19 protein-coding genes and 3 pseudogenes are annotated in these 23,523 nt (G+C 68.9%); 11 read left to right on the plus strand and 11 right to left on the minus strand.

Annotated features, from left to right (window positions below; translation table 11 throughout):
* Positions 1 to 129: 129 nt before the first annotated feature.
* Both KI385_RS38590 and KI385_RS38595 read right to left on the minus strand, forming a co-directional pair.
* On the minus strand, positions 130 to 1,839 hold the full coding sequence (locus tag KI385_RS38590; RefSeq protein ID WP_238576671.1) for a flavin monoamine oxidase family protein: 1,710 nt from the start codon (positions 1,837 to 1,839) through the stop codon (positions 130 to 132).
* Positions 1,840 to 2,019: 180 nt separating this feature from the next.
* Positions 2,020 to 2,715: a TetR/AcrR family transcriptional regulator gene (locus KI385_RS38595; RefSeq protein WP_238576672.1), complete on the minus strand. Its 696-nt coding sequence runs from the start codon at positions 2,713 to 2,715 to the stop codon at positions 2,020 to 2,022.
* A 127-nt stretch (positions 2,716 to 2,842) separates the two neighbouring features.
* Here KI385_RS38595 and KI385_RS38600 point away from each other — a divergent pair, with 127 nt between their 5' ends.
* Genes KI385_RS38600 through KI385_RS38625 form a run of 6 tightly spaced genes read left to right on the plus strand, consistent with a single transcriptional unit; the run spans position 2,843 to position 9,943 of the window.
* On the plus strand, positions 2,843 to 4,525 hold the full coding sequence (locus KI385_RS38600) for an amidohydrolase (RefSeq protein WP_238576673.1): 1,683 nt from the start codon (positions 2,843 to 2,845) through the stop codon (positions 4,523 to 4,525).
* Positions 4,526 to 4,565: 40 nt separating this feature from the next.
* Entirely contained in the window at positions 4,566 to 6,239 is a 1,674-nt protein-coding gene (locus KI385_RS38605; RefSeq protein ID WP_238576674.1) for an ABC transporter substrate-binding protein, read from the plus strand.
* 8 nt (positions 6,240 to 6,247) lie between these two features.
* A complete protein-coding gene (locus KI385_RS38610; protein WP_238576675.1) occupies positions 6,248 to 7,204 on the plus strand; it encodes an ABC transporter permease in 957 nt (318 codons plus the stop codon).
* Positions 7,201 to 8,064 (plus strand): ABC transporter permease, encoded by an 864-nt coding sequence (locus KI385_RS38615; protein ID WP_238576676.1) that lies wholly within the window; start codon positions 7,201 to 7,203, stop codon positions 8,062 to 8,064. The genes KI385_RS38610 and KI385_RS38615 overlap by 4 nt, the downstream gene beginning before the upstream one ends.
* Positions 8,064 to 9,095 carry an ABC transporter ATP-binding protein gene (locus KI385_RS38620; RefSeq protein ID WP_238576677.1) on the plus strand — a complete coding sequence of 344 codons (1,032 nt, stop codon included), beginning with the start codon at positions 8,064 to 8,066 and terminating at the stop codon, positions 9,093 to 9,095. The genes KI385_RS38615 and KI385_RS38620 overlap by 1 nt, the downstream gene beginning before the upstream one ends.
* Positions 9,092 to 9,943: an ABC transporter ATP-binding protein gene (locus tag KI385_RS38625; protein WP_238576678.1), complete on the plus strand. Its 852-nt coding sequence runs from the start codon at positions 9,092 to 9,094 to the stop codon at positions 9,941 to 9,943. Before KI385_RS38620 ends, KI385_RS38625 begins: the two co-directional genes overlap by 4 nt.
* A 675-nt stretch (positions 9,944 to 10,618) precedes the next feature.
* Here the strand turns inward: KI385_RS38625 and KI385_RS38630 are convergent.
* The 4 genes and pseudogenes from KI385_RS38630 to KI385_RS38645 form a co-directional block, all read right to left on the minus strand.
* Complete coding sequence (locus KI385_RS38630; protein WP_238576679.1) at positions 10,619 to 11,539, minus strand: RNA polymerase sigma-70 factor; 921 nt, start codon at positions 11,537 to 11,539, stop codon at positions 10,619 to 10,621.
* Positions 11,536 to 12,744: an NAD(P)/FAD-dependent oxidoreductase gene (locus KI385_RS38635; RefSeq protein ID WP_238576680.1), complete on the minus strand. Its 1,209-nt coding sequence runs from the start codon at positions 12,742 to 12,744 to the stop codon at positions 11,536 to 11,538. The genes KI385_RS38630 and KI385_RS38635 overlap by 4 nt, the downstream gene beginning before the upstream one ends.
* 235 nt (positions 12,745 to 12,979) lie before the next feature.
* Positions 12,980 to 13,516 (minus strand): hypothetical protein, encoded by a 537-nt coding sequence (locus KI385_RS38640; protein ID WP_238576681.1) that lies wholly within the window; start codon positions 13,514 to 13,516, stop codon positions 12,980 to 12,982.
* A gap of 267 nt (positions 13,517 to 13,783) precedes the next feature.
* Positions 13,784 to 14,705 (minus strand): annotated as a pseudogene (locus KI385_RS38645) (NADP-dependent oxidoreductase).
* A gap of 140 nt (positions 14,706 to 14,845) precedes the next feature.
* Between KI385_RS38645 and KI385_RS38650 the strand changes: the two are divergent.
* Both KI385_RS38650 and KI385_RS38655 read left to right on the plus strand, forming a co-directional pair.
* Positions 14,846 to 15,073, plus strand: coding sequence for a winged helix-turn-helix transcriptional regulator (locus KI385_RS38650; protein ID WP_238576682.1), 228 nt, complete (start codon positions 14,846 to 14,848; stop codon positions 15,071 to 15,073).
* Between the two features lie 393 nt (positions 15,074 to 15,466).
* The gene (locus tag KI385_RS38655; RefSeq protein WP_030721195.1) at positions 15,467 to 15,877 is read left to right on the plus strand and encodes a RidA family protein; all 411 of its coding nucleotides are present in this window, start codon (positions 15,467 to 15,469) and stop codon (positions 15,875 to 15,877) included.
* Positions 15,878 to 15,963: 86 nt separating this feature from the next.
* Here KI385_RS38655 and istB read toward each other — a convergent pair whose 3' ends face one another.
* A complete protein-coding gene (gene istB, locus KI385_RS38660; protein ID WP_238576683.1) occupies positions 15,964 to 16,761 on the minus strand; it encodes an IS21-like element helper ATPase IstB in 798 nt (265 codons plus the stop codon).
* Positions 16,758 to 18,388: pseudogene (gene istA / locus KI385_RS38665) on the minus strand (IS21 family transposase). The gene istB and the pseudogene istA overlap by 4 nt, the downstream one beginning before the upstream one ends.
* A gap of 7 nt (positions 18,389 to 18,395) precedes the next feature.
* Here istA and KI385_RS38670 point away from each other — a divergent pair.
* Positions 18,396 to 18,767: a winged helix-turn-helix transcriptional regulator gene (locus KI385_RS38670; RefSeq protein WP_238576684.1), complete on the plus strand. Its 372-nt coding sequence runs from the start codon at positions 18,396 to 18,398 to the stop codon at positions 18,765 to 18,767.
* A gap of 38 nt (positions 18,768 to 18,805) precedes the next feature.
* Here KI385_RS38670 and KI385_RS38675 read toward each other — a convergent pair whose 3' ends face one another.
* Positions 18,806 to 18,988, minus strand: coding sequence for an NADPH-dependent FMN reductase family protein (locus KI385_RS38675; RefSeq protein WP_238578111.1), 183 nt, complete (start codon positions 18,986 to 18,988; stop codon positions 18,806 to 18,808).
* Positions 18,989 to 19,134: 146 nt separating this feature from the next.
* Positions 19,135 to 19,671: pseudogene (locus KI385_RS44315) on the minus strand (hypothetical protein); the annotation flags it as partial.
* Here KI385_RS44315 and KI385_RS38685 point away from each other — a divergent pair.
* Positions 19,664 to 19,906, plus strand: coding sequence for a hypothetical protein (locus KI385_RS38685; protein ID WP_238576685.1), 243 nt, complete (start codon positions 19,664 to 19,666; stop codon positions 19,904 to 19,906). The pseudogene KI385_RS44315 and the gene KI385_RS38685 overlap by 8 nt on opposite strands.
* Before the next feature lie 1,733 nt (positions 19,907 to 21,639).
* On the opposite strand, the gene KI385_RS38695 is transcribed toward KI385_RS38685, so the two are convergent.
* Positions 21,640 to 22,110, minus strand: coding sequence for an ATP-binding protein (locus KI385_RS38695; RefSeq protein ID WP_281066947.1), 471 nt, complete (start codon positions 22,108 to 22,110; stop codon positions 21,640 to 21,642).
* 227 nt (positions 22,111 to 22,337) lie between these two features.
* Here KI385_RS38695 and KI385_RS38700 point away from each other — a divergent pair, with 227 nt between their 5' ends.
* A complete protein-coding gene (locus tag KI385_RS38700; RefSeq protein WP_238576687.1) occupies positions 22,338 to 23,117 on the plus strand; it encodes a GntR family transcriptional regulator in 780 nt (259 codons plus the stop codon).
* The last annotated feature ends 406 nt before the right edge of the window (positions 23,118 to 23,523 follow it).

Below are 23,523 nucleotides of genomic sequence, written 5' to 3' on the forward strand. Positions count from 1 at the left end.
GTTCCTCAGACGTCCGTGAGGAGGCTAGAGGCGGTGGGGCACCGGGTCGTGCCCCTCAGCGCACGGGGCCTTGCCCGAGAACGAACGCCGGGCACGGCCCCCTCCCTCACGGCAGGCGTCGACTGGTCGTCAGATCTGGGCGGCGATCTCCGTCGCGACGCGTTCGCCGGAGGCCACGGCCGCGTTCAGGGTGGAGTTGTCGACATCGGTGTGCTCGCCCGCGAAGTGGATGCGGCCTTCCCGCAGGCCTTCGCAGCCTGCGATCGAGGTGTACTGGCCGACCTTGTAGTAGTGGTAGGCGCCCAGGGACCAGGGATCGCGCGACCAGTGGTCCTCGTACGCCTTGCCGGTGAAGGCCGCCGTGGTGCCGGGGAACAGGTGCTCGATCTGGGACAGGAACCAGTTCACGTCCGCGGCGGGGGCCGGGCCGTGGGCTGCTCCCGTGAGCGTGTCGCGGGCCGTGTTCCCGCCCGGGAAGTTGACCAGCAGCGTGGGCGATCCGTTGGGTCCGCGGTCGACCGAGCCGTCCCAGGCCGTCTGGTAGCCGAGCGGGCCCGTGTTGCTGACACCGTTGTAGCCCAGCTGCGGCCAGGTCTTCGCCGACAGCTGGGTCACGAGCTTGGCGTTCTGGCCCATTCCCTGCTGCTGGATGGCGGTCAGCTTGAGTGAGGACAGGTTCGCCCCGGAGAGATCGACAGCGCGCAGGGTGCTGAACGGCAGGGCCAGCACCACATGGTCGGCGGGAACGGAGACCGTGCTGCCGCCCTGGTCGAACGTGCAGGTGTACGTGTTGTCGCTGTTTTGGCGCAGGGCGATCAGTTCGTATCCCTGGCGGACGGTTCCGGGCGGAAGCTGTGCCGCCATCCCGCTGACGAGCTGGTCGTTGCCGCCGACGAGGTGGTACTTCTCATCGAAGCCGCGCCCGCCGGCGAAGACGGACGAAGCCCCGAGGAAGCCGATCATCCCCAGCGCGGAAGCCTCGGCGGGCTCACCGCCCGACTGGAGCTGCAGGGCCTGGATCACCTGGCCGAGCCGGGAGTCGGAGGCCAGGCCGATCTCGTCGAGGTAGTCCAGACAGGACAGCTGGTCCAGACGGTGGGCCTCCGGGGTGTAGCTGTTGTAGCGCGCGGTGCCGGCCGCGGTGTACGAGGCGCTGAAGGCGTCGTACGCCGCGGCGACCCAGTCGTCCTGCTGCTGGACTCCGGGGTAGGAGGTGTTGTCGACCCAGGCGGCGTAGTCCCCGCCGCCCAGCTCGCCGCCGTTCGCACGCTCAAGTCTGAGGCCGAGGCCGCGGGCCAGGTCGAGGGTCGCGGTGTCGGTCGAGCTGATGAACGACCCGCCGTGCTCACTGACGAGGCCGTCGTCGAAGAAGCCGCGCAGGGACCAGCAACGGCCGCCGATGCGGGTGGTGTTCGCCTCGTAGACGGTGGTGGCGACCGGGCTGCCCTGGGTCCACAGCCGGTGCGCGCAGCGGAGTCCCGCGAGACCCGCGCCGATGATCACGATGCGCGGTCCGGTCGCCGCCGATGCCCGGTGCGGGGCTAGCAGTCCGCCGGGCAGCGCCGCGGTGGCGGCCGTGGCGGCCGCCGCGCCGAGGATCCGGCGGCGGCTGATCGTACGGCCGGATTCGGCGGCCTGTCCGTCGGCGCGGCGCGCCTGCTCCCGGCGCGTGTTCTCGATGCTCTCGCCGACGACCTCCGCGACGGGCATACGGCGGCGGCGTGCTTCGGCGTGCATCGAGAAGGCGAGGCGCAGTGGATCGGGGATGCCGGACCGGTCGACCGACCTGGGCGGGGCGACGGTGGCGGGGCGGGACGGTGGGGCAGCTTCCTTGTGCATGTGATCCCTCTTCTCGGAATCCTGGTGGCAGCTCTTCGCTCGGACGATCCGAAGAGCGCGGCACGCGGGCTGAAGGGGAGTGAACAGGCGGCGCAACACCGTTGTCAACGGTGTTGCGCCGATTGCTGGGGAAGCCGGAGAAGGGCGCGGTGTCGGGTGCGGTGGCGGTCGCGGGGGGGGCTACGCCCCGCGCAGGGTCTCGACCCGCTTCTCGATCGCGGAGATCAGGGCCTCGACCCTGACCAGGAAGATCTGCTCGTCCGTCACCTCGGCGAGCTCGGTGCTCAGGTGGGTGATGTTCGGGAATGCCTGCGCGTCGACCAGGCGGTACTCGCGGCTCCAGGCGGACTCGTCGGCCGCCCGGATGTCCGCGTCGAACAGCAGGTGGGCGGCGCGCTGGCCGACGAAGGCGAGGAGCGACTCGCCGACCATGCGGTAGTGGACGGCCGCCTCGGCACCCTGGAGCCCGGCCTCCATGACGGCTCCGAGGATGAGTTCCACGACCCGGAACTCGTTGGGCCGCCGGGTGGTCCGGCTGGCCATGGTCGAGCCCACCACCGGATATCTGAGGGCCACCTCCAGCGAGCCGGCGGCGAGCGCCCGGATGCGCCCCTTCCAGTCGAGGCCCTCGGGAATGCTGTCGAGCACCTCGCCGAGCGTGCGATCCGCGACGGACAGCAGCAGCTCGTCCTTGTCGCGGAAGTGCCGGTAGATCGCGGTCGGGTCGGCGCCGAGCTCCTCGCCGAGGCGCCGGACGGTGAAGGCGTCCTCGCTTCCGCGAGCCGCGATGCGCAGGCTCGCCTCGATGATGGCGTCGGGCGTGAGCTGGCTGCCCGCGCGCTTGCTCCGGGCGGTGGTTGTGGGTGATTTCGGCATGGTGCGGCCAGTGTATCGATCGGAAACCGAGACGGCGCAACACCGTTGACAACAACGTTGCGCTGCCGTTTCACTCCTCCTCAACAACAAGCCAGCGGGTCCGCCCGCCGAGCCGGAGGATGCGTTGATGGCGAACACCAGCCAGCGGGCCGACACCGTTTTCGTGGGAGGCCGGGTCTTCACCGGGACCGGGCCGGCCCCGGTGGACGCCGCCGTCGCCGTGGGGGGCGGCCGGATCCTCGCCGTCGCCGACGCGACCACGGTGTGGTCGCTCGCGGACGCGGCCACGGAGGTCGTCGACCTCGCGGGCGGCCTGCTCGTCCCCGGGTTCCAGGACGCCCATGTCCACCCCGCGGTGGCCGGGGTCCAGATGCTCGGCTGCGACCTGAGCGATCAGCGTTCCGTCGACGGCTATCTGGCGGTGGTGGCCCAGTACGCCAAGGACCACCCGGACGCGGCCTGGATCCGCGGTGGCGGCTGGTCGATGGACATCTTCCCCGGTGGCACGCCGACGCGCGGCATGCTCGACGCGGTGGTGCCGGACCGGCCCGTCATGCTCACCAATCGGGACGGCCACGGCGCCTGGGCCAACACCCGCGCGTTGGAGCTCGCGGGCATCGACCGCCACACCCCCGACCCGGTGGACGGCCGGATCGAGCGGGAGCCGGACGGCGCTCCGGCCGGCACCCTCCAGGAGGGCGCCATGGACCTGGTCGGCCGGCACATGCCCCTGGCGACCCCGGACGAGGCACACGCCGGCCTGCTCGCCGCGCAGGAGCACCTGTTCTCCCTCGGGGTGACCGGCTGGCAGGACGCCATGATCGGCGTCTTCCCCGGCAACCCCGACAACTTCGACGTCTACCTGCGCGCGGCGCGTGAAGGCTCGCTGCGCGCACGCGTCGTCGGCGCTCTCTGGTGGGACCGCGAACGCGGCCTGGAACAGCTTCCCGAACTGGAGGAGCGCCGGCGCACCGGCCAGGTGGGCCGCTTCAACGCCACCAGCGTGAAGATCATGCAGGACGGCATCGCCGAGAACTTCACCGCCGGAATGCTTGAGCCCTACCTCGACGGCTGCGGCTGCGCCACCGCCAACTCCGGGCTGAGCTTCATCGAACCCGGCCTGCTCGCCGAGGCGGTGTGCGCGCTCGACCGCTCGGGCTTCCAGGTCCACTTCCACGCGCTCGGGGACCGCGCCGTCCGCGAGGCCCTCGACGCACTCGCCGCGGCCCGCACCGCCAACGGCGTCAACGACAACCGTCACCACATGGCCCACCTCCAGCTCGTCCACCCCGACGACATCGGACGCTTCGCGAGCCTGGACGTCGCCGCGAACATCCAGGCACTGTGGGCCGCGCACGAACCGCAGATGGACGAGCTGACGATCCCGTTCCTGGGGCCCGAACGCGCCGCCCTGCAGTACCCGTTCGGGGACCTGCGGCGCGCCGGAGCCCGGCTGGTCGCCGGCAGCGACTGGTCGGTGAGCAGCCCCAACCCGCTGTGGGGCATCCATGTCGCCGTCAACCGCGCCGTACCCGTCGAGGCGCCGAACGCGCCCGGGACACCGGAGCCCTGTGCCCCGTTCTTCCCCGAGCAGGCCCTGACCCTGGCCCAGGCGCTGACCGCCTACACCGCGGGCAGCGCCTGGGTGAACCACCTCGACGAGGTGACCGGCACCGTCGAGGCGGGCAAGTACGCGGATCTCGTCGTCCTCGACCGCGACCCCTTCGCGCACCCCTCTCTGGAGATCGCCGACACCCGGGTGAGCCGTACCTACATCGACGGGCAGCTCGTCTTCGCCGCGACCGAGTGACCACGCACTTCACCAAGCCCACCCCAGACGGAGGTAGACGATGCCCTCAGCCAGAGCGAGTTCGCGGCGACAGCCACGACCGTTCCGTCACACCGTACGGACCTTCCTCGCGGCGGCCGCGGTGCTCATCACGAGCGCCTGCAGCGGCACCGCGCACCCCGACCAGGGCGACGGCGGAACCGCCGCGTACCGGCTCACGGACCGTACGCCCGCCGCCACCGGCGAGCTGGACTCCTTCACCTGGTCGCTCTTCGCCGAGCCGACCTCGATCGACTACGCCTACGCGTTCGACTACCCGCCCAACCAGATTCTCGCCAACGTCTGTGAGAGCCTGCTCCGTTGGAACCCCGACCTGACGACCTCGCCGAACCTGGCGGCCTCGTACGCCAATCCGACGCCCACCACCTGGGTCTACAAGATCAGGCCCGGCGTGCGCTTCCACGACGGGACGGTGCTCACCGCGGACGACGTCGTCGCCTCGCTGCGCCGCAACCTCGACCCCGCCACGGCCAGCGTCTGGGCCTATCCGTTCCGGAACGTGAAGTCGGTCGCCAAGAGCGGCCCGCTGGAGGTCACCGTCACGCTGGCGAAGCCGGACTCCACCTTCAACAAGTACCTGGCCGCCAGTCCCGGCACGGTCGAGTCCGCCGCCACCCTGGCCAAGGCCGGCAAGGACTACGGCAGCCCCAAGGGCGGCGTGAACTGCACCGGCCCCTTCTCGTTCTCCTCCTGGACCCCGGGCCAGTCGCTCGTGCTCAAGAGGTTCGACGGCTACTGGAACCCCAAGCTCAAGGCCAAGGCGCGCCAGGCGAAGTTCGTGTTCCTGGGCGACCCGACGACCCGTGTCAACGCCTTCCAGAGCGGTGAGGTCGACGGCGGCTGGATGGTCCCGCCCGGCGCGTACGCCCAACTGCGGTCGTCCCAGGCCGGAACGCTCTACTTCGGCCGGAACACCACCGTCGCCGACGAGGTGGTCAGCAACCTCAAGAGCCCGCTGGGCGACGCCAAGGTGCGCCAGGCCCTGCTCATGGCCATCGACCGCAAGGGCATCATCAAGGCCGGAGCCGGCGGGGTCGGCGAGGTCGCCGACTCGCTGGTCACCGAGAACCTCTGGAGCGACGCGCCCGCCGCGACCCGCAAGGGCCTCCTGAAGGACCTGCCGAGCTACCCGTACGACCCGGCCAAGGCCAAGAAGCTCGCCGCGAAGGCCGGAGTGAACGGCCAGCAGATCGTGATCGCGACCAGTCCGCTGGACTCCCAGACGACGATCATCACCCAGGCCGTCGCCCAGGCGGCCACGGCCATCGGGCTGAAGCCCCGGATCGACACCATCTCCGCGGAGAAGTACTCGACGCTCTTCACCGACCCGGCCGCCCGCAAGGGCATCGACCTCTTCCTCACCTTCTGGTACACGTCGATCACCGACCCCCTGGACATGTACGGCTCCCTGCAGACCGGCGCGTTCACCAACTACGGCAGCTGGTCCGACCCCCGCTTCGACGCGGCCGTCGACCGGGCCGTCGGCACCTACGACCCGGCCGCGCACGCCGCCGCCAGCGCGGAGGCCCAGCAGATCGCCATGAAGGAACTGCCCTGGCTGCCCCTGTACACACAGCCCGTGAGCGTCTTCCTCGGCAAGCGGATCACCGGCGTCCAGCCGTCGATCGCCTACCTGTACTACCCGTGGGCGGCCGAGATCGGGGCGAAGAGATGAGAGGCGCGATGACGCGGGCGCTACGGGTCCTGCGCAGACTGGCCGGGATGGCCGCGACCCTCCTGGTCACCTCGTTCCTGGTGTTCTCCTCGCTGTACCTGGCGCCGGGCGACCCGGCGAGCTTCCTGGTGCGGGGACGCAGCGCGAGCCCGCAGGAACTCGCCGAAATCCGGCGGCAGTACGGGTTCGACGAGCCGTTCCTGGTCCGCTACGGGCAGTGGCTGGAGGGCGTGCTCCACGGCGACTTCGGCCGGTCCTACCTCTTCCACCAGGACGTCAGCTCGGTCATCTGGTCGCGCCTGCCGGCCTCCCTGCTGCTGGTCGGGGTGTCGGCGCTGATGATCGCCGTGGTGGGCGTCGCGGCCGGCATGGTCGGGGCGCTGCGACGGGGCACGCGTACCGACGCGACGCTGATGCTGCTGGTGACGGTGGGGGCCGCCGCCCCCGCCTTCGTCGCCGCACTGCTGCTGAGGTCGGTGTTCGGGGTACGGCTTGGCTGGTTCCCCACCATCGGGAACGGCAGCGGCGTACTCGACAGACTGCACCATGTCGTACTTCCCGCGGTGGCCCTGTCCGTGACCTTCATGGCGCTGGTGACCCGCGTGACCCGCTCGGCGATGCTGGACGAGCTGCGCCGCGAGCACGTCGAGGTCGCGCTGAGCCGGGGCACACCGCGCCGGACCGTGATCCGGCGTCATGTACTGCGCAACGCGCTCGGACCGATCGTCACGGTCTCCGCACTGCTGGTCTCGGGGATGCTGGTGAGCACCGCGATCGTGGAGACCGCGTTCGGCATGTCGGGCGTGGGGTCCCTGCTGGTGCAGTCGGTGAACCAGCTGGACTTCCAGGTGGTGCAGGCGATCGTCCTGCTCGTGGTGGCCGCGTTCGTCGTGGTCAACGCCCTGGTGGACCTGGTGCATCCGCTGATCGATCCGCGTGTGGCGGCAGCGGGGAGTGCACGATGAGCGCACAGATCGCAGGTGTGGTGCGCGGCCCGCTCACCCGGCTCCGGGCCCTGGGCGGCGGTTGGCTCCAGCGCCTGTGCCTGCTCCTCCTGGTCCTGTTCGTCCTGGTCTCGCTGTTCGCCCCCTGGCTGGCGCCCCAGGATCCGACCTTCGGCGGTCTGGGCGCCGGCCTCGCGGGCCCCAGCGCCGACCACTGGCTGGGGACCGACCAGGGCGGGCACGACACCTTCTCGGCCTTGATCGAGGGAACTCGTACCAGCCTCGCCGGGCCGCTCGCGGTGGTGCTGTTCTCCACCGTGACGGGCATCGCCGTCGGCCTGTTCACCGCCTGGCGGGGCGGGTGGATCGACACCGTGGTCGGCCGGATGCTCGACATCGTGTTCGCTTTCCCTGCACTGCTCCTCGCGATCCTCGCGGTGGCCCTCTTCGGCAAGGGGATGACGGCGCCGGTGCTCGCCATGGCGATCGCCTACATGCCGTACACCGCCCGCCTGGTGCGCGGCCTGGCCGCGCAGGAGAAGGCCCGGCCCTATATAGCCGCCTACCGCGTGCAGGGGCACTCCGCGATGTTCGTCGCGGTCCGCAGACTGCTGCCGAACATCGGCCCGACCGTGCTCGCGCAGTCGACGGTGAACTTCGGATACGCGCTGCTGGACCTCGCCGCCCTGTCGTTCCTGGGCTTTGGCGTACAGCCGCCGACACCCGACTGGGGCGCGATGATCAACCAGGGTCAGTCCGCCGTTCTGCAGGGCGAGCCGCTGTCCGCGATCGTGCCGGCTGTCGCGGTCGTCCTGGTCGTCGTCGCCTTCAATGTCGTCGGGGAGAGCCTCGGCGATCGGCTCGCAGGGAGGGACTCCTGATGACATTGCTCGAGTACGAGTCCCTGAGCATCGCCCTGCCAGGGATGGCCCGCCCGGTGCTGGACGGCATCAGCCTGAGCGTCTCCGCAGGTGAGGTCGTCGCCCTGGTCGGTGAATCCGGCTCCGGGAAGTCGGTCACCGCCCGGGCCGCCCTCGGTCTGTTCCCGGCCGGCGCCGGGATCGACGGCCGGGTCCGTGTCGACGGGACCGACCTGGTCGGCGCCGACGCCGCGAGTCTGCGCGCAGTGCGCACGACCAAGGCGTCGATGATCTTCCAGGACCCCCGGGCCGGCATCAACCCGGTGCGCCGCATCGGGGACTTCCTCACCGAGTCGCTGCGCCTGGGCCGCGGCTGGTCCAAGGACCGCGCGAACGCCCGGGCCGTCGAACTGCTCACCGCGGTCGGCCTGCCGGACCCCGTCCGGCACCTGAACCAGTACCCGCACGAACTCTCCGGCGGAATGCTCCAGCGTGTCATGATCGCCGCCGCGCTCACCGCCGAACCCCGGCTGCTGCTGTGCGACGAACCGACCACCGCCCTCGACGTCAGCACCCAGGCCGAGATCATGGCCATCCTGGGAAGGCTGCAACGCGAACGCGACCTGGGCCTGCTCCTCATCACCCACGACATCGAACTCGCAGCCGCCGCCTGCGACCGGATCTACGTGATGTACGCCGGGCGGATCGTCGAAACGGCGACCACGGCCGAACTCTTCGCCGCACCCCGCCACCCGTACACCGCCGGCCTGCTCGGCTCGTCCCCACCCCTGTCGGCGCCGGACGGACCGGTCGCCCGCCTCACCCCGATCCCCGGGGCTCCGATGGGCCTGCTGGACTCCGCGCCCGGCTGCTCCTTCGCGGCCCGCTGCCGCTTCGCCCGGCCCGGACACTGCGACCAGTCACCGCCGCCACTGGAACGGCAGGGTCCGGCCCTGGTCGCCTGCCACCGCACCGACGAACTCACCGAGATGCCTGGCGCGGTCGCCGTGGCGGCAGCCGGCTCCCTCTCGCCGAGCAAGGAGGACAGTTGACCACCGATCCCACGCCCGCAGCGCGCCCGCTGCTCCAGGTGAGCGGACTGCGCAAGATCTACCGGACGGGAGCGGCGGAGGTCGTCGCGGTCGACGACCTGTCGTTCTCCGTACGGGCCGGCGGGGCGCTCGGCATCGTCGGGGAGTCGGGTTCCGGCAAGACCACCACGGCCCGGATGCTGATCGGCCTCGAACGCCCGGACGCGGGACGGATCCTGGTCCAGGGCGAGCCGCTGGCCGCGACCGTACGCGGGAAGGAGGCCCGGCTGGCCCGGGCCAAGGCGGTCCAGATCGTCTTCCAGGACCCCTACCTCTCGCTGGACGCGCGGATCAGCATCGGCGCGACCCTCGACGGGGTGCTGCGCCTGCACGGGCTCCACGACCGAGCGGCCCGGGCGGCCCGCACCAGGGAGCTGCTGGCCCAGGTCGGCCTCGGCGACCGCGAGGCGGCCGCGCTGCCCCGCAGGCTCTCCGGCGGGCAGCGTCAACGTGCGGCCATCGCACGGGCGTTGGCCGTCGAACCCGCCGTGCTCGTGCTCGACGAGGCGGTGTCCGCCCTGGACGTGTCGGTGCAGGCCCAGGTGCTCAACCTGCTGTCGGACATCCGCCGCGACACCGGCATCGGCCTGGTGTTCGTCAGCCACGACCTGGCCGTCGTCCGGTACGTCTGCGACGAGGCGCTCGTCCTGTACCGGGGCCGGACCATGGAACACCGGCCCGTCGCGGACCTGCTCACGGCACCCGGACATCCCTATACCCGGCTGCTGCTGGCATCCGTTCCCCGGCCGGGCTGGGACCCCGATTCGATCAGCCGCCGGCGCCGGGAGCTCGATCCCCTGACGGCCTGACCTGCCGGGTAAGTGGGGGATCTGGTCCGTGCCTGGTCCGGATGCACTGGCCAGGAGTGGGACAGCAGAGGGCCGAACCGGGACGTGCGGCGCAAACCGACTCTCGCCGTGAGCGGGTCGAGTGAAAGGCGCCTGACGGGTAAAAGACCAGTTCAGGCGCCTTTTTTCGTGCTTCTAGAAGAAGCCGAGCGGCTTCGGCGAGTACGACACCAACAAGTTCTTCGTCTGTTGGTGGTATCCGCTCGTAGTGGTGCTGACCTGCTACAACGGTGGCTGTTGCTGCCGCCGGGAGAGCTTTGGTCCGTGCATGGTCCGGATCTTGCCGTGAGCTATCCGAATGCCTGGGATAGGTCTGTCGGTGCCGCTCGGTAGGGCGACCCGCGGCAGACTCCGGCGTGGAGGAAGGGCGGGGCGGTGACCCTCGGTTGACTCGGCGACGATCAGCTGCGATCCCCGTGCGCGAGCCGTATGGCCTGCCAGGCCATACGGGCAACGCGAGTTGCCTCCAGCAGGTGCCTCTGCACGACGTGGCCGTCGGCGGTGGAACCTCCGTTCAGGTTCCCAGGATGTGAGAGCACCACAGCCGGTCAAGGGCGATCTTCGAGCGTCGCTCGCGGGCGGACCCTCGCGGGTCGCCCCTTCCGCTGCTGGTCGAGGGCGGGGTTCGCTCGGTGCTCACTGAGTCCCCATGTCGTGAGCGGTGCCGTCGGCGACGGCCTGGAGTTTGTCCGGGTTGGCCACGTTGTGGATGGCGGTGATGCGGCCGTCGGCGTCGAAGTCGAAGGTGACGGTGGCGATCACGCGGCCCGGACCGCTGAACACCATCCCCGGCCCGCCGTTGATCTCGACGAGTTCGGCGTTCATATCGGAGGGTTCGACGCCCTGGTAGGTGACGGTGCCGATGGCTGCGAACCAGGCGGCGACCGTTTGTGCGCCCACGACCGGACGCAGAGCCTGACGGACCTTGCCGCCACCGTCGGTCCACAGGGTGACGTCCGGGGACAGCAGCTCCATCAGGGCGTTGACGTCACCACCGGTCGCGGCGGCGAAGAACCGCTCGGTGACGTCCCGCTGCCGCGACCGGTCCGCGGTGAAGCGTGGCCGCCGGGCCCGCACATGCTCGCGAGCACGGTGCGCGGCCTGCCGCACCGCGGCTTCCGAACGTTCCACCGCCTCCGCGATTTCGGCATGGCTGAAGTCGAAGACCTCCCTCAGTACGAACACGGCGCGCTCGAGCGGGCTCAGCGTCTCCAGTACCACCAGCATCGCCATTGACACCGACTCGGCGTCCGTGACGGCCTCGGCGGCATCCCCGCCGGTGAGGATGGGCTCCGGAAGCCACGGCCCCACATAGGTCTCACGCTTGTGCCGGGTGGAGCGCAGCCGTTCCAGCGCGAGATTCGACACGATCCGCGTCAGGTACGCCTTGGGGTCGGTCACCTGCGAGCGGTCGGCGGCCGACCATTTGATCCAGGTGTCCTGGACCGCGTCCTCGGCATCGGCCGCGCTGCCGAGGACGCGGTACGCCACCGAGAACAGCAGGTTCCGATGCTGGTGGAACACCTGCTGGCCGGCGTCCGCAGACAGGTGGGTCACCGGGCCTCCCGGATGATCCGGGTGAAGCGGCCGCCGCGGGGCCAGAGCGCGCCCGAGGCGGGCATCTTCTTCATGCGGCCGTAGGTCGGCCAGGGTGAGGCAGTCACGGTCTCCTTATACCGGGCCGCTATAGGTCCGGTCAGATGAATTCGTCGCGGGCTGTCGTCGGGGCGGGTGAACTGCACCACTGCGTCGTGCCGTCCCAGGCTCACCGGCGTGTGGTAGTAACCGAAGCGGAACGGCTTGGGCTGCTTGCCCTTCAGCGCGCGGACGACCGACACCGCGGCGTGCACACCGGTCGGCATGCCACCTTGGCAGGTGCCGTGCATGACGCCGTAGCCCTGGCGGATCGCGGCCGCGTCGCCCACCGCGTACACCTCCGGGTGCGACACCGATCGCAGCGCGGCGTCGGTGACGATGCGGCCGCGCTCATCGACGGTCAGCCCGGCGGCGGCCGCCAGCGGCGATACCCGCGTACCGCTGGTCCACACGACCGCATCGGCGGCGATGCTCGCCCCACCCACCAGCTCGACCGCATCGGGCAGCACCTTCGCCACCTCGACCCCGCTGCGCACCTGGACACCCAGCCGGTCGAGCGCAGCCTGCAGATACGCCTTGGCCTTCGCATTCATGGCCGCGCCGGGCTCGGCCCGGCCCAGCAGGACGACGTTCAGCTCGGGGTGCCGCTCGGCGATCTCCGCGGCCGACTCGACGCCGGTCAGCCCGCTGCCACCGACCACCACCGTACCGCTGCCGAGCCGCGTCAGCCGGTCGGCCAGCACCTCGGCGTCCTGGGCGCTGTTCAGGGAGTACGCGTGGCCCTCGGCTCCTGGTACCGCCGCCGTGTCGGCCACGCTGCCCAACCCGTACACCAGCGTGTCGTAGCGCAGGACCCGGTCGTCATCGATCCGCACCGTCTTCGCGTCCGCGTCCACCGCCGTCACCCAGCCGCGCACGAACTGCGCACCCGTCCCCTCCAGCAGTTCCGGGATGCTCAGCTCGGCGAGCTGCTGCCCGGTCGCTGTCATGTGCAGCCGCAGCCGCTCGGTGAACCGCTCCTGTGCATTCACCAGGGTCACCTGCACGTCCTCGCGCCGCTTGGCCCGGGACGCGAGCTGGATTGCCGCGGACATACCCGCGTACCCCGCCCCCAGGATCAGAACCCGGTGGGTGGTCGACCTGCCGGCTTCGTGCTGTGCGCTCATCGCTCCGCCTTCTTCCAGTCGCTGTTGACGACCACCAGATGGAAGTTGCAGCCCCGTCCGTGACATGAGGTCGATGTGATGCGCGACACAGTCGGCTTGGTGATGATCCCGACCCGCGCGGTCAACGAACCCGCCCGTAGGCAGCCCGCCCCGGGACAGCGGCTGCTTGTCCCACATCCTGGAGACGCGGGTGGCCCCAGCACCTCGCCAGCCCAATCCGTTGTGGAGTGCATGGTCAGCGTGGGATCAGCGAGCCCTCTCCCGTGACCGTCAGGCGCGCCTGACGGCCGCCCGGCGAGCAGTTGCGGCCGTTGGGATAGGTGGGCTGCGGGGTGAGACTGATCTGTCGGTCGAGCACGGTGGCGCCCCGCTGGTTCCTGAACATCAGCGTGACGCGTATCGGCCTTCTTGGGAGGTCACGTACGACCGCGAAGCCAGGCCAGGTAGAGGGCTCGGGGGTTTGGGCGGTCCTCGCTGCCGGGCTTTCCGCGACGGTAGCGGATTCCGTGGTCATCACGGGGTTCCCGGGGGTCGCCGGTTCTTCCGGCCGGGTCTCCCGCAGCCGCAGCGTGCGCTTTTGGCATGTGCCGTCCCAGCAGGCCGTAAGCGTCGCGTCGGCCACTCTGTTCGCCAGTTGCGGGTGGACCTCTACCCGGATCCCGGCGGGCGCGTCCATCAGGGTGCAGGGATGGGTGTCTCCCGCGGAACCCCCGCACGCGGTCAGCAGCGCCAGAGCCGCCAGCGGTGCCGCCAATCCGACGTTCTGTCTCACGCTGGCTCCTCGGCAACCGTCTGAGCCACCGCAAAGGTCCACGCGCCACGCGTCCCTGACTCAGCGGCAGGGCAGCTGATGGCTGGGACGGTCCAGGGCGGGCAAGGTGGTGCAGCTGCCGTGCGAGCATGAGTCAACACACGGGCGCGGGCCCGCGCGGAGGCTGGGTACGCAGCTGTGCACCTTCCTGGGCACATTTGGGTGCCCGCGCGCTGCCGCTGGGCGATCCTGCCCGAGAGCGCCGTGCGGCCGCCGTGCGCGAGCTCGTCAAGGAACGAGGACGATCTTGCCCTTCACTCGCCCGCTCTCGATCAGGCGGTGAGCCTCGGCCACCTCCGTCAGCGGCAGGCTGCGTTCGACGTGTACCCGCAGCCGCCCCTGCTCGATGAGCGCGTTGAGCTTCTCCAACGAGGCGTAGTCAGGCTCGACGCCCAGACTGGCGAAGCGCACCCCCCCCGCTCGGCCAAGCCCGGCACGGTCGCCGCACGGGTGGCGCTCACCAGAATCCCGCCGGGCCGCAGCACCTCCACCGCCCGCGCCGCGTCGTCACCTGCGACCAAGTCGAAGAGCACGTCGACGTCCCGCACCGCCGCACCGACGTCGGTCGTGGTGTAGTTGACGATCTCGTCCGCGCCGAAGCCGCGCACGAACGCGTGCTTCTCCGCCCGCGCCGTGCCGATGACGTACGCCCCGAGCGCCTTGGCGACCTGTACGGCCAGGTGGCCCGTCCCGCCGGCCGCCCCGAGAATCAGCACCCGCTGCCCGCTCGACACCCGCGCCGTGTCCACCATTCCCTGCCAGGCTGTGAGCGCCGCCATGGGCAGCGCCGCGGCCTCGGTGTGTGTGAGGGCGGCGGGCTTGTGGGCCAGATGGCGGGGCGGGGCGGTGACGTACTCGGCGTAGCCGCCGCCGCGCCACGGGAAGTGCACCAGCCCGCACACCTCGTCGCCCGGCGCGAAGCGGGTGACGCCGGGAGCGACCGCCTCGACCACCCCGAGACATCCCAGCCGGGGATGAACGGCAGCGTCCCCCAAGGGACCACGCCTGCCCGGAACTTCACGTCCACCGGGTTCACGGCGGCCGCTTTGACCCGCACCAGCACCTCGGCGGCCACCGGCTCCGGACGCTCCACCTCCGACACGTACAGCTCCTCGGGGCCGCCGAAGGCAAGCTGACCGACGGCGCGCATACGCACACCCGTGACGTACCTCACTTGCTGATCTTGCTGATCGTCTCGCTGATCTCTCACGATCGCCGCGCGGCGCACACCAGCTTGTGCCAGGCACTGACACTTGAGAAGAAGGCACCCTCCTGACATCCAGGTTCCCCATGGACACCTTGAACGACCTGCGGCAATACGGCGGCGCCCACGCCTACTTGCAGACCTGCCCGTCCCCTCCGGTGCTGTCACTGCTCACCAGCAAGTGGGCCCTGCTGACGGTCGGCGCCCTCCAACAGGGGCCGCTGCGCTTCAACGCACTGCGCCGCAGCCTGGACGGCGTGACGCAAAAGATGCTCACTCAGGCACTGCGCACCCTTGGCTTCGTTGATCACTAAGGGCTGTCCCGTAATCCCTGGCGGGCGCACGACGACAGCTACGGCACCTCGCCGCGTTGTCGGAACATCCGGATACACCCAGTATCCGGACGTCCCTCCGCCTTGCGATGCAGCTCGGCATCCGTACAGCGAATGAAGAGCCGAGACGGAGTGAGCGCAGCGAACGCAGTGCATCTGACGCCGTGCGCTGATCCACCAGGGATTACGGGACAGCCCTTAGCAACAGCGTTTCTCGACGGGTTCCGGAGTCATTTGGTGATCACCCGGTCCACGAGTGTCGACCAGAAACGACGGCATTGCCGAGGGGGTGGCGAGAAAAATGGAAGGCGGGTGCCAACGGGTTGTTGACAGGATGTCCGCGCTCAACTCCCGATGGGAAAGGACCCGACGACCGTGGCTCGTGCCATCACGCTGATCCGCTCCGCCTCCCTGTCCGACATCGCCGAGTATGCCTATGCAGCCACGGCTCCCGCCGACTCCCGCCTGATCTTCCTCGCAGGGGCGTGTCCCCTCAACGACGACGGCTCGACGGCAGCGATCGGGGACTACGCGGGTCAGGCATTGAAAGCAGTCGAGAACATGCAGGCTGCTCTCACCGCCTCCGGCGCGTCACTCCAGGACGTCATCAGTACCAGGGTTCTCGTCGCATCGGCCCGGCGGGAGGATTTGGTGGCTGCCTGGGAGGTAGTCCGGGACTCGTTCGCTGACCATGACGTCCCCAGCACCTTGATGGGCGTCACCGTGCTCGGCTATAAGGACCAGCTCGTCGAGATCGAGGCCGTAGCCGCCGTGCTCGACTCTTGAGGCCCATTGACACACCGCGGCGACCGAATGCGCGACCGCCAGCCGCCCGTTCGGGCGGCTGGCGGTCGCGGCAGGTAGCGGCAAACTCAGCCGACCTTGGCGGGCTCCTCGGCTCGTGCTCGGGTGCTGGCGAGGCGGTAGGAGTCGGTGCCGGTCTCGATGATGGTGCCGTTGAAGGTGAGGCGGTCGACGATGGCCGCGCAGAGCCGGGGATCGGTGAACGTCTTGGTCCAGCCGCCGAAGGACTCGTTGGAGGCGATGGCGACGCTGTTCTTCTCCTCACGTTCGGTCAGGACCTGGAAGAGGAGCTCGGTGCCGTGGCGGTCGAGTTCCATGTAGCCCAGCTCATCGATGCACAAAAGATCAACGCGGCCGTAGCGGGCGGTGGTCTTGTTCAACTGCTTCTCGTCCGCAGCCTCGACCAGTTCGTTCACCAGTTTCGTGGCCAGCGTGTAGCGGACGCGGTAGCCCTTCATAGCGGCCTCGGTGCCCAGGGCGATCAGCATGTGGGACTTCCCGGTGCCGGAGTCGCCGATCAGACAGAGCGGCTGGCTCTTCTTGATCCACTCGCAGCTGGCGAGCGTGTGGATGGTGGCCGGGTCGATGTTCGGGTTGGCCTCGAAGTCGAACGCCCGCAGGGACTTCTCCCGCGGGAAGCCTGCTGCCTTGATCCGTCGTTCCGAGCGGCGTCGGGCCCGGTCGTCGCACTCGGCCATCAGCAGCTCGGCGAGGAAGCCGCGGTAGGTCATCTGGTCCTTCATCGCCCGGTCGGCGATCTCCGTGAACTCGTTGCGGATCGACGGCAGCCGCAGCAGGCGGCAGGCGGTGTCGATGGCGGCGTCGGCGGCCTGCTCGGTCAAGCCTCGCTGGCGGGGCAGAGTCACTGTGCTTCTCCCTCTCGGTGGTCACCGCCGCTGGGGCGACGACGTCGGAGCAACTGGTCATAAGGAGTCACCGAAGGCAGCGGCCTGGTGTCCGGCGGGAGATGAGACAGCTTCCACTCGTGCAGGGACGTCACGTTCGCCGGCGACTTGCCGGGCGACGGCCGGCCCGTCGGGGCGGGTTCAGTCTCGGCCTGGGCAGCCTTGCGTGCCTCAAGCGCGGCTGCGTCAGCGGTCATCGCCCCAGCCCGCAGGGCTGTGGCCAGCCCAGCGACAATGTGCTCGTGCGGCAGGTGCCGGCCAAGCAGCAGGACCTCGATCAGGGCCCGGGCGCCGTCCCGTTCGCCGTGGACCTTCTGGGCCTGAGCCCACCAGGCGTCGTGGACAGGGGTGAACTTCCCTGCTGAGCGGGCCTGTTCGAGGGCGGTGGACCCGGGAAAGGCGCCGGGCTTGCGGACCAGGACCTCCAGGTAATGGTCCAGCTCCAAGCGAACGGCACCCTTGGCGATCAGCCTCTCGTGCCGTGCCACTTCCACGTTCTGGTCGTAAACCACCAGGTGAGAAGCGCGCAGGACGACTCGCACCCGCTTGCCGATCAGCCGGATCGGCACCGAGTAGCGGTTGGTGCGGACCGGGATCTGGCCGTAGCGATCGACCCGGGCGTGAACAACCGTCCCGTCTCGAACGGCTCCTCGGGCAGTGGCATCAGCAGCGGCTGTTCGAGTGCGAAGTACTCGGCGACGGTCTTGGGTCGGGCACCGATGCGGCGCGCGTCGTCCTGGCGGTCCCACTGCTCGACCATCTCGTTCAGCTCGGTGAGAGAGGAGACCTCGGGGACGGGAACGAAGTGGTTGCGGCGGAAGTAACCGATCTGCCCCTCGACCCCGCCCTTCTCGTGGGCGCCTTCGATGCCGGGTCTGCAGTAGAAGCTCTCGATGCCGAAGTGCGATCTGAACGCGATCCACCGGTCGGCCTCCACCCTCGCCCGGCTCAGCCCCAGCACCCGGGCGACGGCGGCCTTGGGGTTGTCATAGCGCACCTTGCTCCGCGGGACACCGCCCAGCGTTCGCAGCGCGTGGACATGGCCTTCGAAGAAAGCTTCCTGGCCGCAGGAGGCGAACACCCGATGGACAGCCTTGCCCGAATACGAGAGCCGGAAGGAGAACAAGTAGCAGGTCACTAGCTCACCGCCGAGCCGCACGGTCACGTCGCCGAAGTCGACTTCCGCCTCATACCCGGGTTGATGAGTCTGTGGGACGAACGCCTCCAGCGGGGCCTTGCCAGACTCCACGAGGATCTCCGGCTTCCGGCCAGCGACGTAGTAGCGGACCATCCCGTAGGAGACGTCCGCCCCGTGTTCCTCGACCAGCCGATGGAAGATCCGGGTGACGGTGTGCCGCTGCTTGCGTGGAGCATCAAGGTCCGCCCGGAGGATCTCGTCAATCACCGGCTTGTACGGATCCAGAGCGGGCGCCCGCGGCGGCAGCCTCTTGCGTGGTTCAGGCCAGGCCGAATCCAGTGCCTTGCGAACCGTCCGCCACGTCACTCCGTGCTTGCGCTCAAGTTCCCGCATCGACATGCCGCCGCGGTGGTCACGCCGGATCGCTGCATACAGCTCGACCTTCGACATCTGCGGCATGACCAGCACCTTTCACCAGGAGCATCCCGATGCTGCCCTGGCAAGAGACCCGGTGCCTCCCAAACTCATCAACACCACCCATCCGTGGAACGGGGCGCCTCCCAAACTCATCGACAAGCGACGTCACCTACTGCTCGATAAAGCCACACCCTGGAACGCGACGGCCTGGTCAACCCGCACCGTCTACCCCACGATCCCGCCAAAGGTCGTCTACGAACGGACCGAGCTCGGTCACAGCCTCACTGGCCTGCTGACGGCGATCCAGGACTGGTCCGAGGAGCACCAGGACGAGGTACTGGCCGCCCGCCGGGCCTATGACCGGCGGGCTGCGGCCGAGGTGGAGCCGGTGCGACCGGCCGGCGACTCGTGATCTGTGAATCGGAGCATGCGGTGGTCCTGCCGGACCGCTCAGGACTCCGCACCGATCTGAGCTCGTAGCCCTTCGGCAAACGCGCGCGCCGCCTCCAGATCGGTGGCGTTGGGCCGTTCCTTGTTGATTCCGCCGACGAACTTGAACGGAAGCCAGGTGTCGAACCCGCGACACGAGAATGTGTCGCCCACCTCGAAGCCCCCCTGCTCAAGAAGCCGCACAAGGGGAGGGTGACGGGCCGAAAACGCGGTTCGGGCAGTCCGCTGGTGGCGGACACAAACGCCTTGCGTCGTTCCCCCTTCGGAAGCGACCGGACGAACTGGCGCAGCCGTGGATGGAACTTCCCAGAGAAGATCCCCGAGGCGAACCCCACGAGGTCGCAGGTGGAAAGCTCCGCCATATCGACCTGTTCGGGGTCGACGACAGTGGCCTCCAGGACCTTGCCCAAAACTTCGGCGATCCTCTTCGTGTTCCCATTTCCGTCGGTGGACGCGCCGCTACGGTGGCGGGCCATGACCCCAAACAGCTTCTGGACCTCGCCGCCCGACCGCATGGTTCGCGGGTCGAGCAGCTGACCGGGCAGATCCAGGACCTGGCGGGAACTCCCCGCGACGAACCAGGTCGTACCCCTTCGCCCGCGAAACCCCGACGCCCTGGAAGCGTCCTCCACGCTCCCCGTTCCGTCCCAGGTGGCGCGGATGCTCGTAGGGCTACTCCAGTTCCATGTAGGGAAGGGCATCAATCGCGTCGTCATCCGCATCAGTGATCTCTTCCACATCGGTTTCCGCTCTACGAGGATGTGATGCAGCGCTCGTGCATACGAGCGCATCCACCGACTGCTTTCCTTTATTCGACAGGGGGAATTCGTGTCTCGGGTCAAACAAAAGTTCGCCGCCGTGGGCATAACCACCGCGCTGCTGTTCGGTGGCGTGGTCACGGCGGCGGGTACGGCCGCCGCCGCGACCACGGCGTCGAAGGTGCGAACCAGCGGGACGGGCGAATGGCACTGGGCCGGCAAGTACAAGACCTTTACGGAGTGCAAGGCAGCAGGCAAGACCTCCGATGTGCCGTGGGACTGCAAGCGGTACTACGGCAACAGCCCCTACCACTGGGACTTGTACCTGTTCGAGAAGTACTGAGCCGGTCGGCATGATCGGTAACCCCGGTCGTGGTCTTGGGCCGGGGTTACCGCGATTCCTCACCGGCGGTGTGAAGTGCGCTCCTGTCGGGGGAGGCGTATTTGCTCCTTGATATGTCTAGGATGCGCTGCCATGGGCGAATCAAACAGTGAGCCCGCCGCAGGAGTTGTCCCGACCAAGGGCCGTACCCGGCACTGCCATGACGGTCCGGCATCGCAATACGGCGATGGTCCGCGCGCTCCGCACCGAGATTGAAGCGATCATGAGCGACGCGGAATCCGCGGGGTATCGATAGCCAACCCGGCGGGAGTCGGTGCGCTCATGGCCCCTGCGGATGCTGGCGGGTCTGCGTGATCGGGTGCCGCATGGCAGCCCTTGGTGGCGGCGTGCCCTCTGGTATTTCGTCCTGGGGTTTCCTTGGCTGTGTGGCTGCCGGTGGAGCCCCGCTTCCTGGGTCTCATCGCCTGGCCGTCGCTGCCGCTGAGCGTCAGCTTCTTGTACGTGTGGGTGCGCATGGCCGAGCTGGATACGCGGTGGTTGCTGTGGCGGCGAGGGATCACCGTACGGGCGAGGTTCGAGTTCGAGTGGGACACGGACAACGGCAGGAGCTGCAGTCCCGACATCACCCAATCAAGTTCAGTACATCGATGCCTCGGCATAACGTGGCGCCGAGCACGTGAGGCCGCCCCCACCCTCGATGAGCTTGCCCTTGAACCGGCGCAGCGGCCTTACGACCTGCGCCATGCGGGCATCTCCTTTTGGCCGGCCTCCGGGGCCGACCCGGCCGAGTGCGCGCGGAGAGCCGGGCGGGTCGATTTTCGTCTCGCGCCCTAGGCGCATCCCGACAAGGGCGCCTGCCGGGCATCTGCCCTGGTCAGGCGCCCTTTTTTGCGTCTAGAAGAAGCCGAGCTTCTTCGGCGAGTACGACACCAGCAGATTCTTCGTCTGCTGGTGGTACAGCGCTCAAGGTAGCGCTGACCTGCTGAAACGGTAGACAGGACTGCCGTCGGCGGCGCATTGGTCCGTGTGTGGTCCGGATCTTGCCGTCAACCACCGGAAGTCGGGAAGGCTGGCGTGCTGGACACGAGGAGCCTGGGATGACTCTCCGCGCCGGCTCTCGAACTCGAAGTGCGACTCGAAGGCGCACCATCACGCGACCGCCACCTGTGCCCGGCTCATGCCCAGCACTCGTACGCAAGCCGTAAGGTTCTGGCAGGCCAACGGATGGGCGGGCACTGTCTCCAGCGGGTGCCTCGGTGCGACGTCGCCGTCGATGGTGGGAACCACCTGGCACAGGTTGTCGGAAGGGCGTCTTGTACCGTCCAGGTAGTCTAGATCAGCAGCGTTTTCGCAGGTCAGATCCTTGTGGTCCAGGTGCGTCGACGCTGTTGGTGAGACGCGTGTGATAGCAGGTGAGAGGTGAGGAGCCCCCGTCGGCCGGCTCCGGCGGGGGGGCCTGCGTTCGGGGATGGGCCTGGTGCGTGGTGTTCGACGCGGCGGCGCGCAGAGTTCGGCGTTGTACTCCGCCTCTCCGCTTTCGAATACGCGGAGCGAGGACGTGGTGATGACACGTGTCGTACGCCTATGCGTAGCGCCCGGCCCGGGAACTCCCCGCGACGAACCAGGCCGTAATCCGTCGCCCGCGAGAACGAGAGCGTCCTGGAAGCCTCCCCACGCTCCCCGTGCCGTCCGTCTGTGCAGTCTGGCTCCGCACATGATCACCCGGACAAGTCCTAACAGGGCTGCGGATCCGCGACCCGAAGCCCCACGTGAACCTGGCGGCCGGACTCGCTGTGGTGGATCTCGATCCATTGTGCGAGAAACTCAACGATTCCCGTGCCGCGACCGTGCTCGTCGGGGTCGGAGTCGGCGTGGGCGTGCTGGTGAGCCACGGGAGCTCCGGAGTCGGCTACCGCGATCTGAAGCATGCAGTCGTTGAGGGTCAGGAACAGTGTGGTGTCGGCGTGGCCATGTCTGGCGGCGTTGGAGACGAGCTCGCTCACGATGAGTACTGCGGAGTCGCGTGTGTCCTCGGCGATTCCCCAGCGGCGGAGCATGTCGGCAGTGAAGCGGCGTGCCGAGCTCACGCGGGCGTCCTCTGAGGGGAGGGCGATAAGCGTCTGATGAGGAGTGCTCCGAAGGCTGTCCAGCGGCGGTGCCGAAGGGCTAACGGTGGCGGGTGGCGGATCCGCGAGAACGAGCATTTTGATCAGCCCCTTCGGGTTACATGGCCAATGTCATCCTGTACTTACAGGATGTCAAGAGCCTAGGTCGTCAAAATTGCACCGTTCTGGAACCTGTGTCGTATAGGTCTTCCCCCGCGGCCGGCTGGGCGGCCCACTGTGAGCGGGTCGGGCCGATGGCTGACGCTCCCGCTCCAGGTTGGGTGGTGTGCCCTCGACGGGGCCGAATTTTGTTATCCTCTCATGACATGCAGACAAGTATTGATCGCTCGTCACTGTTGCCCTTTTATCACCAGCTCAAGCAGATCCTTCTCGGCGAGATCGAGCGGCGGAAGCTTCAGCCGGGCGACCGGCTGCCCGGCGATCACGAGCTGTGCCGGACATACGAGGTCTCTCGTACGGTCGTACGCCAGGCGCTCAACGAGCTCGAATCTGAAGGCGTCATTGAGCGGATCAAGGGCCGAGGCACCTTCATCTCCTCGCCGAAGACGGCCGAGGGGCTCGTCCAGTCGCTGACTGGGCTCTATGAAGATGTGGCTGCCCGTGGAGGTGAGCTGCGCAGTGACGTGCGCAGGCTCGAAGTCGTGCCGGCGGATGCACAGGTAGCGGCCGAGCTCCAGCGGGAGCCCGGGCATCCGGTCATCGTGATTGAGCGACTGCGCTTTGTGAACGAGGAGCCGTGGGTTCTGACTACGACCCATGTGCCGCAGGAGGTCGCGCCCGGTCTGTTGGACGAGGACCTGACCCGGCAGTCCCTCTATGCGCTGCTGGAAGACAAGTACGGCGTGCAGTTGGTCAAGGGGCGCCGGTCGGTGGAGGCGGCGACCGCGAGCGCTGAGCTCGCGCGTAGCCTCGGCGTCGGTCAGGGTGCCCCGGTACTCGTCCTGCGGAATGTGAGCTTCGGGGCGGACGGGCGTCCTGTCGAGAGTTTCGTGGCGTTTCATCGTGGCGACCGCAGCCGCTTCGAGGTGGAGTTGGCTCGACGCGGCGAAGGCCCCGCGCATCCCCTGGTCATCGTTACGGACTGAGGTGTCCCCGCCTCGACTCGCCCCGGGTATGGGGCGAGCGATGCGTCCCGCGTGTATTCCGTGCCCTCGACGTCGCGCGGCGCGGCCCGTCCCTGTCGGCCGCACCCCGCGGCGGAATCGGAGGGCCGTGCTGTTGGGCTGGCCCCTTGCCCGCTCCAGGGGAGTAGGTGTGGTGTCTGCTCTCGTCGGCTTGGCCGCCCTCTCGCCACTCCGAGCTGCGTGTTCATCCCGTAGCCGGGACGCTGTCGATTTCCACGTCCGTCCAGCCTGACGGTGGGGCGAACGCCGCCATTGGTGAGCCGTTCTCGCTGCTGTCGTCGGGCGGCTCTCCCGAGCCCGACGGGCGCATCAAAGCCGACGCGAGGCGGTAGCGCCGAAGGCCAAGCGGCGTGCGACAGTCGCGCCC

Origin of the sequence: Streptomyces inhibens, from assembly GCF_022221585.1 — a bacterium.
GTDB classification, from domain to species: domain Bacteria; phylum Actinomycetota; class Actinomycetes; order Streptomycetales; family Streptomycetaceae; genus Streptomyces; species Streptomyces inhibens.